Source organism: Streptomyces sp. NPDC051907 (assembly GCF_040681075.1).
GTDB lineage: Bacteria > Actinomycetota > Actinomycetes > Streptomycetales > Streptomycetaceae > Streptomyces.
Genome location: NZ_JBFAYB010000109.1, coordinates 13707 through 27226, shown reverse-complemented (window position 1 = coordinate 27226; position 13520 = coordinate 13707). Strand labels below are relative to the sequence as shown.

The following is a 13520-nucleotide window of genomic DNA, read 5'->3' as shown; positions in this document are numbered from 1 at the left end:
GGGAGAAGGTCACCAGGTGGCGGCGCTCGCAGGCCCTGCAGGACCTGGAGGCCGAGCTGAAGACCGCGGCGCTGCGCGAGGCGGCGCTGTTCGCCCGCCCGGGCCGGGCGCTGCTCCTGGGCCGGGTCCGCCGCCGTATCCGCTTCGACCCGGGCGGGCGCGGGGCGCGGCTGACGCTGCTGGTGGCGCGCGGCGAGGGAGGCGACGGCATCCGGCGAGCCGTTCGGTGCGCGCGGCACGCGGGCGCGACGGCCGCCTGGCAGCCCGGACGGCAGCCCGGCAACAGCGCGCTGGTGCTGCTGCCGCAGGACCGGCTGAGCGCCGTGCGCACCGCCGTGTCCGAGGAGTTCCGCGGCGCCGGGCTGCCCGTGCCCCGCTTCGTGAGCATCACCGTGGCGGGTCCCGCCCGCCGCGAGGACTAGAGAAGGGAAGAGCCCCCCATGAGACCAAGAGCCCTGCCGGGCCTCGCCGGCAGGCGGTGGCGGAGCGCCGCCGCGGGAATCATCAGCTCGCTCTGTCTGGTGGCCGCGTTCGGCGCGGCCGACTCGCAGGCGGCCGCGCCCAAGGCGGCGGCCCTGCCCAGCTACGACCATGTGGTCGTCGTCGTCTTCGAGAACAAGCAGTACGGCGAGATCATCGGCAGCTCCAACGCCCCCTACGTCAACCAGCTCGCGAACGCGGGCGCGAGCCTCACCGCCATGAAGGCGCTGACCCACCCCAGCCAGCCCAACTACTTCAACCTCTTCTCCGGCGCCACCCAGGGCATCGTCGGCGACGGCTGCTACACCCCGCAGTCCATGACCGCCCCCAACCTCGGCCAGGAGCTCATCGCCGCGGGCAAGACCTTCGCGACCTACAACGAGGACCTGCCCGGCGAAGGCTCCACGGCCTGCGTCAACGGGCAGTACGCGCAGAAGCACAACCCCTGGTTCGCGTTCAAGAACGTGCCCCTGAACACCGGGAAGACGTTCGCGCAGTTCCCCAAGGACGACTTCGGCAAGCTGCCGCATCTGTCGTTCGTGGTGCCGAACCAGTGCAACGACATGCACTCCTGCCCGGTCGCCACCGGCGACGCCTGGCTCAGGAACAACCTGGGCGCGTACGCCGAGTGGGCCAAGACCAACAACAGTCTCCTGGTGCTCACCTGGGACGAGGACAACTTCCTCGGCTCCAACCGGATCGCGACCGTCTTCTCCGGGGCGAAGGTCAAGCAGGGCCAGTACGGCACGGCCTACAACCACTACAACCTGCTGCGCACCTTCGAGGACCTCTTCGGCACCGCCCACGCGGGCAACGCGGCCGGCGCCACGCCGATCGCCGAGGTGTTCGGCGACGGCACGACTCCGCCGGGGGACCTGAAGGTGACCCCTCCGGGCGCGCAGACGTGCAAGTTCATCCAGAGCTGCTCCGTCCAGATCACCGCCGCGGGCGGCAAGCCGCCGCTGAGGTACAGCGCGGCCGGTCTGCCCCTCGGACTGAGCATCGACGCCGCGACCGGCCGGATCAGCGGAAAGCCCTGGCAGGTAGGAACCGTCCAGGTCACCGTCACCGCGACCGACACCGCGTCGGCGTCTGCCTCGGCCACGTTCCCGCTGACCGTCGACTGGTTCTGACCCCGGGCGAGTCGACTCACCCGTCGGCGCACCCGTCGGCTCGTCTGTCGGCTCGTCTGTCCGCTTGCCCGTCGGCTCCAGGGAGGCATCCGTGTATCTGTCGGCCGGCCGGAGCGCCGACACGACCGCCGGCGCCACGGCGGGCCCGGACGGCGACCGCCGGCGCCCGCCGCGCGGCGACACGGTCCGCCGAGCGTTCGCCGGCAACGTCGTCGCCCTCGGCGCGGTCAGCCTGGTCACCGACGTCTCCGCCGAGATGGTCACCGCCGTGCTGCCGCTCTACCTCGTGGTCGGCCTCGGCATGTCCCCGCTCGCCTTCGGCGCGCTCGACGGCCTCTACCAGGGGGCGAGCGTGCTGGCCCGGCTGGTCGGCGGCCGCCTCGCCGACCGCGCCCAGCGCCGCAAGCTCGTCGCGGGCGCGGGCTACGCCCTCTCCGCCGGCTGCAAGCTGGCGCTGCTCGCGGCGACGACGCCGTGGGCGGTCGGGGCGGTGCTGGCCGCCGACCGAACCGGCAAAGGGCTGCGCACCGCGCCGCGCGACGCCCTCATCTCGCTCTCGTGCCCGCCCGGGGACCAAGGACGCGCCTTCGGCGTGCACCGGGCGATGGACACGACGGGCGCGCTCCTCGGCCCGCTCGCCGCGTTCGCGGTGCTGTGGGCCGCACGGGACGGGTACGACGCCGTGTTCACCGTCAGCTTCTGCGTCGCCGTGCTGGGCGTGCTGCTGCTCGTCCTGTTCGTACGCGACGCCCCGGCGCGCCCGACGAGCACACGCCGGCGTCCGGCGGGCAGGCGCGGGAGGCGCGTGAGGCGCGGCGAGCGGCCGTGGCGGGCGCTCGCCCGCACCGCCGGACTGCCGCGGCTGTGCCTGACCGCGGCGGCGCTGGGCGTGGTGACCGTCAGCGACTCGTTCCTCTACCTGCTCCTCCAGCGCCGACTCGACCTGCCCGCGCAGTACTTCCCCCTGCTGCCCGTGGGCGCCGCCGCCGGATTCCTGCTGCTGGCCGTGGCGCTGGGACGGCTGGCCGACCGGATCGGCCGCCGGAGGGTCTTCCTCGGGGGCCATGCGGCACTCCTCGGCGCGTACCTGCTGCTCCTCGCCCCCTTCGGCGCCGCGCCGGCCGTCGCGGGCGGAGTGCTGGTGCTGCTCGGCGCGTTCTACGCGGCCACCGACGGCGTGCTGATGGCCGCGGCCGGCCCGCTGCTGCCGGGAGGCCTGAAGGCGAGCGGCCTCGCCCTCGTCCAGACGGCGCAGGCCCTGGCCCGGTTCGCCGGCTCGCTGCTGTTCGGCGCGGGCTGGATGTACCTCGGTCCCGAGGGCGCGCTCACCGCGGCCGCCGCGCTTCTCGCCATCGCTCTGGTCGCGGCCGCGACCCTCCACGCCGTACACCGACGGAGCCGCGCATGAGAGCGTCCCTGACCCCGACCGACGCCCCGCTGCGGGCCCGGCTGCTGGCACTGGCCCTCGCCGTCGCGGTGCTGGCGGCCGTCGCGGTGGTCGCCACCGTACGGGCCGCCGACCGCGCCGCGGAGAAGGACCGCGCCCAGCCCGGCGAACCCGCCGCCCACGCGGGAGAGGTGACGCTGCGCCAGCCCGGCCGGCTGCTCTTCCGGAACCTGGCCTGGGGCCCGCAGCGCGACAGGGTCTCCGCCGTCCCGCTGACCGCGACGTCCGGCCCGCGCACCTCCGCGCCCCGAGACTGCCTGCGCTTCCACGCCGCCGCGGGGACCGGCGTGTGCCTGCGCGCCACCGGAGGCGTCGTCCCCGGCCACGAGGCCGTGCTCCTGGACGCGCGCCTGCGGCCGGTGCGGGCGTTCCCGGTCCCCGGCACGCCCACGCGCGCCCGGGTGTCCCCGAGCGGGCGGCTCGTCGCCTGGACGGTGTTCGTCAGCGGAGACTCGTACGCGGGCGGCGCGTTCTCCACCCGTACCGCCGTCTACGACACCCGCGGCGGCACGCTCCACTCCGACCTCGAACGCTTCGCCGTGCTCAAGGACGGCCGCCGCCACCGGGCCGCCGACCACAACTTCTGGGGCGTCACGTTCGCCGCCGACGACAGCCGCTTCTACGCGACCCTCGCCACCGGCGGCCGCACCTATCTGGTGGCCGGCGACCTGGCCTCCCGCACGATGCGCACCCTGCGGGAGAACGTCGAGTGCCCCTCCCTCTCCCCGGACGGAACGCGCGTCGCGTTCAAGAAGCGCGTCGCCGGCGCCTCGGCCGACGCGCCCTGGCGACTGCATGTGCTGGATCTGCGCACCGGGCGGGAGAGCGCGCTCGCCGAGCGCAGAAGCGTCGACGACCAGGCGCTGTGGCTGGACGACCGGACCCTGCTGTACGCGCTGCCCGGCGACTTCGGCGCGGACCTCTGGTCGACCCCGACGGCTGGCGGCGGTGCGCCGCGGATGGCGGTGCGGTCTGCGGCGTCTCCTGCGGTGACGGGCTGACGGGCGGCGGCGGGCTGATCGGGCTGCCGGGCGGCGGCGGGCTGATCGGGCTGTCGAGCGCGGCGGCTGGACGCGGCTTGTGGCGGGGCCCAGCGGGGCCAGGGCCCGGCTTGCCGGTCTTGCCTGCCTCAGCGGCGGCGCGGTGTTGCGCATCGTTGTGTGGTCCGCCGCGTCTCCTGTTTTGACGGGCTGTCAGGCGGCGGCTTGTGTGCGGGGGCCAGCCGTGCCAGGGCCCGAGCCCGACCTGCCGAGCCGCCTCAGCGTCCGCGCAGTGCATGGCCGTGCGGTCCGCTGCGTCTCCTGCGGTCACCGGCTGCCAGGCGGCGGCCGGACGCGGCTGGCCAGCCGAGCCGGAGCCCGGCCTGCCGGTCTTGCCTGCCTCAGGTCCGTGCGGCCGCGTATCGTCGTGCGGTTCGCCGCGTCTCCTGCGGTGACCGGCTGCCAGGCGGTAGCCGGACGCGGCTGGCCAGCCGGGCCGGAGCCCGGCCTGCCGGTCTTGCCTGCCTCAGGTCCGTGCGGCCGCGTATCGTCGTGCGGTTCGCCGTGTCCCCTGCGGTCACCGGCTGCCAGGCGGCGGCCGGACGCCGCTTGTGTGCGGGCCAGCCGGGCCAGCCCCGACCCGCCGGGCCGCCCGCCTCAGCGGCCGCGCAGTGCCGTCGCCAGTTGGGCCCGGGAGCGTACGTCCAGCTTCTGGTAGATACGGGTCAGCCGGGCCTCCACCGTCTTGACGCTCACGAACAGCTTCGCCGCCGCCTCCTGGTTGCTCGCGCCCTCGCCGACCAGCACCGCCAGCCGCAACTCCGCCTCGGTGAGCTGGGCCGCGCCCTCGTGGTGGAACCCGCCCTCGGCGCGGGGCGGCGCCTCGCCCGCGAGCTCCGCCCATGGCCGGGCGCCCGCCTGGGCGAAGACCTCGGCCGCGCTCTGCAGGGCCGAGCGCGCGGGGGCGCGCCTGCGGCGCCGGCGCTCCACCCGGGCCAGGGCGAGCAGCGTCCGGCCGCGCTCCACGGGCAGCTCCAGCTCGGCGAACCGGGCCGCCGTGTCCTGGAGCAGCCGCACCGCCGCGGCGGCGTCCCCGCCCGCGGCCAGGCACAGGGCGCGGGCCCGGTCGAGCGCCGCGACCACCCCGGGCCGCCCGAGATCGACGGCGATCTTGCGGACGTCGTCCACCAGGGAGGACGCCTCGTCGACGGAGTCGGCCGCCACCAGCGCCTCGGCCAGCTCGCCGTGCCAGCGCAGCACCGAGGGGTCGACGACCTGCTGCGCGGACTCCGACTCGGCGACCCGGCGCAGCGTCGCCACCGCCTTCGTCGTCTCGCCCGTCACCAGCTCCACCATGCCCAGCGCGTACAGGCTGCGGGAGAGGAACACCTGGTCGTGCTCCTCCTCCGAGGCCTGGATGCCGCGCCGCGCGTAGCCGGCCGCCCGCGCGAAGCTGCCGCCCATGGCCTCGGCCATGGCCGCGATGTACCAGGCGGGGCCCGGCGAGAGGCCGGCCTCGATGGTCAGCTCCACGGACCGGCGGGCGTGGGCGAGCCCCGCCGCGCACCGGCCGCGCCGCAGCTCGACCTCGGCGAGACTGCGCAGCACCTCAAAGACGTCCTCCGCGGAGCCGGTCCGCTCGACCGCGGGCAGCAGCACCAGCAGCTGCGCCCGGGCGTCGGCGAGCCGGTCGTCGAAGAACGCGTGTCGAACCGCCAGATACTGGGGCGAGTTGCGCATCCCCAGCGGCACCTCGGGCACGGGCAGAGCGAGCGCCTCGGCCAGGATCCCCTCCGCCGACGGGTCGCCGAGGATGCGCCCCATCCGGGCGCGGACCGTCAGCGCCATCGCCTCGGCCACATGGTCGCCGCCGACGGCCGCGAGCGTGCCCGCCTCGGCCGCGGCGTCGCGCGAGCGCACGGGGTCGCCGTCGCACAGGTTGAGCTTCCAGGCGACCCGCAGCTGGACGACCGCCCGCAGCGAGGGGTCGCCCGCCGCGTCGGCCATGGCGTGCGCGAAGGTCTCGTCGAGGTCGCCGAGCGCCTGCCCGGCGGAGTCGATGACGGCCAGTCGGGCGCGCACCCGGTCGGCGGGGGAGGCGTCGCGCGCCAGGATCGCGCGGTGGCCATAGGCACATCACCCTACCGGCGGCTTGACGCGCCAACAGGCCGCCGGAAGGAACCGTTCCTGACGGGTGCGCGCCCATGGCCGGGCTCGCCCGTGCCCGGCCATGGGCTCCGCGCTCAGGGCTTCGGCGGCTGAGCGGCCTGTCCCAGCGTGAGCGTGACCGTGTTGCCGGCGCCTGGGATCACCAGATTGATGAGCGGCGTCGCCAGCAGGCAGTGCTCGAACTTGGGGATCGTGTACGTGCCGGAGAGCTTGCCGCCCTTGATCGGGTTGAAGCCCGGCTCGGAGGCGAGCTCCAGCACGGCAGGGACCTCGGTCTGACAGCGACTGCCGACCAGGGTGGGAATCCCGGCGACTCTCAGGTCCTTCAGCCGCAGGGTCAGCTTCGTCGTGCTCTTGACGGCGCCGGTCTTGAGGTCGATCGTGCCGATCGTCGGCTCGGGCTCGATGAACTCGGTCGTCACGCTGACCGGGATCGCGCCCAGCATCTTGAACGAACCGGGCGCGGGCGGCAGTTTGGTGAGCGCCGACATCGTGCCCGCCTTGAGGTCCGCGGTCGCCTCCAGCACGCCCGGCCCCAGCGCCAGGTCCGATCCCGTCCCCTGGAGATGGGTGACTCCGGACAGCGGATAGTCGAGCCGGACCGGCACGGCGTGCGCCGTGCCGCCGGTGGCGGCGACCAGGCCCATTCCCGCCGCGAGGGCGACGGCCCCGCGGAGGGCGACTCTTCGGGCTCTGGACGGGGCGGACTTCAGACGCTTCATCTCGGCTCCAAGGAATCGACGATGCGTGAGGGGGGATTGCACGACATGCGGCGATGAATGGCGTGATGGGTGAGAACGAGCGAATTGCGGTAGAGCGCGCAGAGGCCTGGCCCCGGGAGCACGGGCCGAGCGGCAGGGCTTCAAGGAGCGCGGGATCCGATGCCGCGGGGGCTGGGCGCCCGATCCCGGTAGGACGATGTGCGGCCTGGAGAGAATCGACTTCCGCAAGCAGCCGGGGAGTTCGCGCCCCTTCCGGGAGGCATCCGGCCTGTCGCGCGATGCAGACGCTACGCACGGGTAACCCGCTGAGCAAGGGAGCGGCCGCACGTTCTCGGCTGCTGCTCGCCAGCCCCTCCATTCTTGTCGTCGGCACAACAGCCGTCCCCTGGTTCTTGTTCGGAAGTGAGCACGCGGCGCCGCCGCCGCTCCCGGGGCGCGATGGCGCGCCGACTCCGGCTCTGCGCAAGCAGATTCCGGAAACGTCCGGCCTTAAGGCGCGAATCGGTCTCCGGTGTCCATGCGGCGCGCGGACGAGGCGTAGGTCACATCGCCCGTCGGCCGTCGCAGGCCGCAGGGGTGAGCCCGCCCTGATCGGCCGGGCGGGTGGATGCGTCGAGTGAGGCGGGTCACAGCGCGCTTGAGCGGGGACCGACAGTCTGTTCATCGATTTCTGTTATCCGCCCGAGTGCACGGCATCTCCTCACTGTGGGACGGGAAGAGGTCCGAGTCGTGAGAGAGAGTGGACAGAGCGTGAGCAGTGAACTCGATGCCGCGGTGATCGCAGCAGCGCAGGCCGGAGACGATGGGGCCCGGGACCGGCTCGTCGTCGAGTCTCTGCCCTTGGTGTACAACATCGTCGGCCGGGCGCTGCACGGCCACGCGGACGTCGACGACGTGACGCAGGAGACCATGCTGCGTGCTCTGAGCAGCCTGGACAGCCTGCGCGACCCGGGCAGTTACCGGTCCTGGCTGGTGGCCATCACCATGAACCAGATACGGGGTCACTGGCGCGAGCACCGGGTGGCGCCGGTCGACGGCGGCCTGGACGACGCGTACGAGGTGGCGGATCCGCGGGCGGACTTCGTCGAGCTGACCATCATCAAGCTCGGTCTGTCGGGGCAGCGCCGCGAGGTCGCCGAGGCCACCCGCTGGCTCGACGAGGACGACCGGGCGCTGCTGTCCCTGTGGTGGCTCGAGGCCGCGGGCGAGCTCACCCGCGCCGAGGTCGCCGCCGCGATGGAGCTGACGCCCCAGCACACCGCAGTCCGCGTCCAGCGGGTGAAGGAGCAGCTGGAGGTCGCACGGCTGGTGGTCCGCGCGCTGGCTGCGGACCCGCGCTGTGTGCTGCTCGAGGCGCATATCGGACAGTGGGACGGTGCTCCGTCCGCTCTGTGGCGCAAGCGGATCGCCCGGCACGCCCGCGAGTGCACGGTCTGCTCCGGCTTCACGGAGGGTCTGGTGCCCGCCGAACGGCTGCTGGTCGGGCTGGCTCTGGTACCGCTCGCGGCTGCTCTCGCCCCCGCCGGCGCCCCGGAGTTCGCCGCGACGGCCGCGGCCCACGAGATCTCTCCCGGCGCCCGCTCCCAGGCCAGGGACGCGCTGCGGCAGAGCCGCAGGGTCCGCCGTCGGCGCGCCGCCGCGGTGGCCGCCGCCGTCGCCGCGCTGGTCACGGCGGGCGGCGCGGTCCAGATGTTCCTGGGCGACGGGGACGACGGGACGGCCCCGCCGTCGGCGAAGACCGAGTCAGAGGCGGTGCTGCCGCTCACCGTCCCGACGCCGAGCTCGCCGTCTGCCAGCCCCACCCCCTCGCGCACCAGCGCGAGCCCGAGTCCGAGTCCGAGCGCCTCGCCGAGCAAGTCGCCCTCGAAGCCCGCGCCCAAGCCGAGCAAGCCGGCGCCGCGCGCGCCCTCCAAGAAGCCCGCGCCCGACCCGGCTCCGGCTCCCAATCCGGGCAATTCGGGCTTTGCGCAGGAAGTCACCCAGCTGGTCAACGCCGAGCGGGCCAAGCAGGGCTGCGGCCCGGTGAGCGGCAACTCCCAGCTCGACACGGCCGCCCAGCGTCACTCCGCGGACATGGCGGCCAGGGACTACTTCGACCACACCAGCCCGGACGGCACGGACCCGGGCGACCGCATCAAGGCGGCCGGCTACCAGTGGTCGACGTACGGCGAGAACATCGCCAGGGGGCAGCAGAGCCCGGCCTCGGTGATGGAGGGCTGGATGAACAGCCCTGGTCACCGCGCCAACATACTCAACTGCGACTTCAAGGAGATCGGCGTCGGCAAGCACGACGCCTCGGGCGGCCCGTGGTGGACGCAGGTCTTCGGGGCGCGCGGCTGACCGAACGCCGACGGAGTGCGGGGCCGCGCGCCGGCATGGCGCCGCGAGAGCGGTCCCGCCCCGTCTGAGCTGGTGTGTTCCACGTGCGACGCGATGTGCGTCTCGCGTAGGGTTGCCGTGCGAACGGAGGTAGCCCTGTGCCGAATGAGGAAGACGCCCTCTTCGCGGCGGTCGACGCGCTGCTGGAGGAGACCGTCGCGCCGGATGCGCTGCCCGAGCCTCAGGAGCGCAGACGGCTGCGGGAGGCCGCGGGGCTGTCCCAGGAGCAGATCGCGAAGGCGCTGTCCGTCCGCCGCGAAACGGTGACCAGTTGGGAGGCGGGGCGCACGGAGCCCCGGCCGCCGAAGCGCGCCGCCTATCTCCGCCTCCTCGATGGCCTCGCCGCGCGCCACCCCGCGCCCGAGCCCGGGGAGGCCGAGGGTGCGCAGGCCGGGGCGGCGGTGTCCGACGCGGTCCACGAGCCCGCCGCGCCTGCCCCGGAGCCTGAGCCCGCCCTCGTACCCGTCCCGGCCCCCGCGCCCGCTGTCGCACCCGCACCGGCGCCCGTCCCGCCCGCCGCCGCGCCGGCCCCACCCGCGCCCCGTCGCGCGCCCGCCTCGACGAAGCGGACCCCCGCCCCCGACCCCGCCGCCGTCGACCCCCGCTTCGCGAACGGCCCGCTCGCCGTGCTGGACGGCGACGGATCGGCGTACTGCATCGGCGGTCTGGTCCTGGACTGCCCTGTCCAGGACATCCCCTCGCTCGTCGACTGGACCCTGAGCGAGGCCGCGCTGGGCGCCGCGCGGCTGCACCGCAACGGCAAGGACGCCGACCCGCTGATCGTCCTCACGGCCTCGGCCGCCGAACGGCTCTGCCTCCCCGCCGAGCTCGAAGACCGCCGCGGCCTGCGCCTGCCCGCCGACCACCAGGTCGTCCAGCAGATCGCCCGCGCGAAGTGGCAGTTGACGCGCCGCGGCTTCGGCCCCTGGGCGCGGATCTACCGCCCGGCGCAGTCCGGCCGACGCCAGTGCGTACAGCTCGCGGTCCTGCCGTGGGGCGCCCTCGACGCGAGGGCGTGGGGGAGCGCCGACCGGCTGCCTCCCGCCCAACTCGCCCACGTCCTCGGGGAGTACGCGACCCGCGTCATCACCCCCCGCGGCTCGACCGCCGTGTCGGGCCTGGAGCTGATGACGGCACTGCGCCCGCCGACCCGCGCGGTGCGGGACGAGGCGACGGGCGGCTGGGTCTCCGGCCCGATGCCCGGCTCGCTCGTCGAGGCCGTCGACCCGGCGCCGCCGGAGGCCCCGGACGAGCACCCGGTCGTCGCGCAGCTGTACCCGCGCGGCCACCGGCGCACCCCGGCCGAGGTCCTCGACGAAGAGGCCTATGAATGGATCCGCGACCCGGAGCTGCTCACCGACGAGGAGTGCGCCCGGAAGTACGCGGTCGGCATCGACGTCAACATGGCCTTCGCCGCCGCGGCGAACCGGCTCACGGTCGGCCTGGGACCCGCCGTCCATGTGCGCGCCCCGGCATTCGACCCCAAATTGCCCGGCTCATGGCTGGTCGACCTGTCGGGCGTGGAGATCGACCCTCGGCTGCCCAGTCCGTTCACCCCGCACGGCGCCCGCCCCGAAGGCCCCGCCTGGTACGCCACGCCTACGGTCGCGTACGCAGTGGAGCTGGGACACGCCGTCCGGCCGGTCGAGGCGTACGTACGGCACGACAACGGCGCGTACCTGGACGCCTGGTACGGCCGGCTGCGCGACGCCTACATGGCCACCATGGAACAGCTCGGAGTGGTGAGCGCTATGGGCGAGCCGGACTTCCTGGCCGCTATGGAGACGCACAAGGAGACCGACCCCAGCCGGGCGGCCGTGCTGTCCGCGATCAAGGCGACGGTGAAGGGCGGCATCGGCAAGCTCCGGGAGCGCCCGCAAGGAGCGTCGCACCGGTTCGGCGAGCGGTGGCCCGCCCTGGAGCGTCCGACCTGGCGGCCGGACATCCGCGCCGCGGTCATCTCCGCCGCCCGGGTCAACATGCACCGCAAGATGCTCAAGCTGGCCGGCGTCGGCCTGTTCCCGGTCGCCGTTCTCTCCGACTGCGCCGTGTACCTGTCCGACGGACCCGGTCCGCTGGACTTCCTGCCGCGCACGCCGGAGGGCAAGCCGCTGCCCGGCGGGTTCCGCCTCGGCGTCAGCCCCGGAATGGTCAAGCACGAGGGCACACAGGAGCTGATGTGGGCCGTGCAGCTGCTGGACTCGGGCCACAACCCCGCCCGGCACATCAAGGGCTCCGACGCCGCGGTGGACGGAGAGTAGGTCCGGATGGGTATCTTCGGCGACAGCCTCGACAAGGCGGCGCAGGCCAACTGGACGCGCCCCCTCCCCAAGTCCGCGCAGGCGCAGATGCGTTTCCTGGTACGGCACGAGAAAGGGTCGACCAAGGCGGTGGCCCTGCGGCTCGGCGTCTCTCAGCGCACCGTGGAGCGCTATCTGACAGGGCAGTTCAAGCACCCTCGCAAGGACTTGGCGGCCCGGATGGCAGCCGAGGTCCGCAGAGACTGGCAGCCGAGGGTGAGGCAGCGCGCCCAGAAGGCGGCGGCGAGCACGGGCGGCCTGGTCATCGAGACCCGCGCACGGTTCGGCTTCACGGCGGCGCCGGGCAGCACGGACGACGGACGCGTCCGTCGGATCACCCAGCATCTCCCTCCCGCGTACGCCCAGCGGCTCTTCGACGCGCAGGCAGCCGGAGCGAGCGAGCGCGAGCTCCAGGCCATCGCGGCGGAAGGCCTCCAGGAGCAGTACTTCAAGGACGCCGGCCGCCGGGCGCCCGGGCTGCTGGTCGAGTTCACGGACATCGACTACGTGGAGCTCGACTACTAGTCCGAGACGGTCACCGCTTCGGGTTCGACCGAGCGCCGGCGAGTCCTCTGGTCGGCTGCTCGACCCCGAGGCGTGGGCCCGAACGCTGTGGACGGTTCGGCCGAATCGGTGGCATCGTCAGCGATGTGACGGACCATGGTTTCCTGGCGTTGGCGCCGCAGTACACCACGACATCCGAGCTGCTCTCGACGTCGGCGCGTCGGCGGGGGATGGATGTGGAAGTACTTCCCGCCCATGGCGGTGCGGGCGCCGCCCTGGGGAGGCGTGGCGGCCACTACTATGGCGGCCCCGCTTTCGCGGCACGCGTCGTGGACGCCCTTGAGGTCGCGCTCTTGGAGCCGTCCGACGACTGGCTGGCCACATTGCCCTACGAGTTCACCAGGCGGCGCATCGCCATGGCGACCCTGGGCGAGGCGCGCGGCCTGTCCCGACCGGCGTTCGTCAAGCCGCCGAGTGACAAGAGCTTCCCGGCCGCCGTCTACACCAGCGGCAGTTGCCTCCCCACACGGCCGGAGCTGTCACCGGACGTGCCGGTACAGATCAGCGACGTGGTGACCTGGGCAGCGGAGTTTCGCCTGTATCTCCTGGACGGCGAGGTCCGCACGGGTTCGCAGTACGCCACGTTCGGCCGTCTCGACGCCGAGCGGCTGGACGGGCACCGCCATGAAGGCGCTGTCCTGGAGTTCGCGGACGATCTCCTGGCCGCGTGCGGCGGTGGCCTGCCCAGCGCGGTGGTGGTGGACGTCGGGCTCCTGACCACGCCTGAGCACGGCGCCGCCGACCAGTGGGCGGTGGTCGAGGCGAACATGGCGTGGTTCAGCAACAGCTATGCCGCGGATCCGGACCGGGCCCTGGACGTGGTCCTGCGCTCAGCCGGTCCGCGGGCACAGATGGCGGAGCGAGACCGCCGGTTCTGCCAGAAGGTGCGGGTGTCGAAACCCCGTCAGCGGATGCTCTCGCCGTAGACGCGGTCGACCGTCATCGTCATCAGCACCCGGCGCTCGGACACCATCACCGACCGGTACTCGTCCCAGTCCGGATGCTCCCCGGCGGCGGTGCGGTAGTAGCGCACCAGCGCCTCGACCTCGGGGCCGTCCGGGTCGGTTCCCGGACCGGTGAGCGTCACAGGGCCCTCGGCGGTGGCCCAGGAGAATCCGTCGGAGCTGGTGACCTCCAGCGCGGCCCGCGGATCCCGGCGCAGGTTCGCCGTCTTCGCACGTCCCTCCGTCATCGACACATACAGGACGCCGGCCTTCTCGTCGTAGAAGGGCATCACGGGGGAGAGCTGGGGCAGGCCGTCCGACTTGATCGTGGCGAGGACGCCGAGTCGGCTCTCTGCCAGCAGCGTGCGCGGGTTGAACGGGGCAGCGGTCATGTCTGACACC

The 13520-nt window shown here is 73.8% G+C and carries 10 protein-coding genes and 1 pseudogene; 8 read left to right on the top strand and 3 right to left on the bottom strand.

Features of this window, described 5'->3' with window-relative positions:
- The 4 genes and pseudogenes from AB0M39_RS35620 to AB0M39_RS35605 all read left to right on the top strand — a co-directional run.
- A pseudogene (locus tag AB0M39_RS35620) lies at positions 1-422 on the top strand (hypothetical protein); the annotation flags it as partial.
- 18 nt (positions 423-440) lie between these two features.
- Positions 441-1613, top strand: a complete 1173-nt coding sequence (locus AB0M39_RS35615; protein ID WP_365371365.1) for an alkaline phosphatase family protein — start codon at positions 441-443, stop codon at positions 1611-1613.
- A 91-nt stretch (positions 1614-1704) separates the two neighbouring features.
- On the top strand, positions 1705-3021 hold the full coding sequence (locus AB0M39_RS35610) for an MFS transporter (protein ID WP_365371362.1): 1317 nt from the start codon (positions 1705-1707) through the stop codon (positions 3019-3021).
- On the top strand, positions 3018-4061 hold the full coding sequence (locus AB0M39_RS35605) for a TolB-like translocation protein (RefSeq protein WP_365371359.1): 1044 nt from the start codon (positions 3018-3020) through the stop codon (positions 4059-4061). The genes AB0M39_RS35610 and AB0M39_RS35605 overlap by 4 nt, the downstream gene beginning before the upstream one ends.
- Positions 4062-4697: 636 nt before the next feature.
- Here AB0M39_RS35605 and AB0M39_RS35600 read toward each other — a convergent pair.
- Together AB0M39_RS35600 and AB0M39_RS35595 are read right to left on the bottom strand one after the other, a co-directional pair.
- A complete protein-coding gene (locus AB0M39_RS35600) occupies positions 4698-6122 on the bottom strand; it encodes a helix-turn-helix transcriptional regulator (protein WP_365371356.1) in 1425 nt (474 codons plus the stop codon).
- 161 nt (positions 6123-6283) lie between these two features.
- Complete coding sequence (locus AB0M39_RS35595; RefSeq protein WP_365371353.1) at positions 6284-6931, bottom strand: hypothetical protein; 648 nt, start codon at positions 6929-6931, stop codon at positions 6284-6286.
- Between the two features lie 750 nt (positions 6932-7681).
- Here AB0M39_RS35595 and AB0M39_RS35590 point away from each other — a divergent pair.
- The 4 genes from AB0M39_RS35590 (at position 7682) to AB0M39_RS35575 (ending at position 13100) form a co-directional block, all read left to right on the top strand.
- On the top strand, positions 7682-9271 hold the full coding sequence (locus AB0M39_RS35590; protein ID WP_365371350.1) for a sigma-70 family RNA polymerase sigma factor: 1590 nt from the start codon (positions 7682-7684) through the stop codon (positions 9269-9271).
- 137 nt (positions 9272-9408) lie between these two features.
- Complete coding sequence (locus AB0M39_RS35585; RefSeq protein WP_365371347.1) at positions 9409-11571, top strand: helix-turn-helix transcriptional regulator; 2163 nt, start codon at positions 9409-9411, stop codon at positions 11569-11571.
- 6 nt (positions 11572-11577) lie between these two features.
- Positions 11578-12135: an XRE family transcriptional regulator gene (locus AB0M39_RS35580; RefSeq protein ID WP_365371344.1), complete on the top strand. Its 558-nt coding sequence runs from the start codon at positions 11578-11580 to the stop codon at positions 12133-12135.
- 125 nt (positions 12136-12260) lie between these two features.
- Complete coding sequence (locus tag AB0M39_RS35575; RefSeq protein WP_365371341.1) at positions 12261-13100, top strand: ATP-grasp domain-containing protein; 840 nt, start codon at positions 12261-12263, stop codon at positions 13098-13100.
- Here AB0M39_RS35575 and AB0M39_RS35570 read toward each other — a convergent pair.
- Complete coding sequence (locus tag AB0M39_RS35570) at positions 13079-13510, bottom strand: PPOX class F420-dependent oxidoreductase (protein ID WP_365371338.1); 432 nt, start codon at positions 13508-13510, stop codon at positions 13079-13081. The two genes, AB0M39_RS35575 and AB0M39_RS35570, sit on opposite strands and share 22 nt — an antisense overlap.
- Positions 13511-13520 lie beyond the last annotated feature (10 nt).

Coding starts and splice junctions, on each gene's coding strand:
- AB0M39_RS35615 (WP_365371365.1), top strand. CDS start 441: ATGAGACCAAGAGCCCTGCCGGGCCTCGCCGGCAGGCGGTGGCGGAGC.
- AB0M39_RS35605 (WP_365371359.1), top strand. CDS start 3,018: ATGAGAGCGTCCCTGACCCCGACCGACGCCCCGCTGCGGGCCCGGCTG.
- AB0M39_RS35595 (WP_365371353.1), bottom strand. CDS start 6,931: ATGAAGCGTCTGAAGTCCGCCCCGTCCAGAGCCCGAAGAGTCGCCCTC.
- AB0M39_RS35580 (WP_365371344.1), top strand. CDS start 11,578: ATGGGTATCTTCGGCGACAGCCTCGACAAGGCGGCGCAGGCCAACTGG.
- AB0M39_RS35570 (WP_365371338.1), bottom strand. CDS start 13,510: ATGACCGCTGCCCCGTTCAACCCGCGCACGCTGCTGGCAGAGAGCCGA.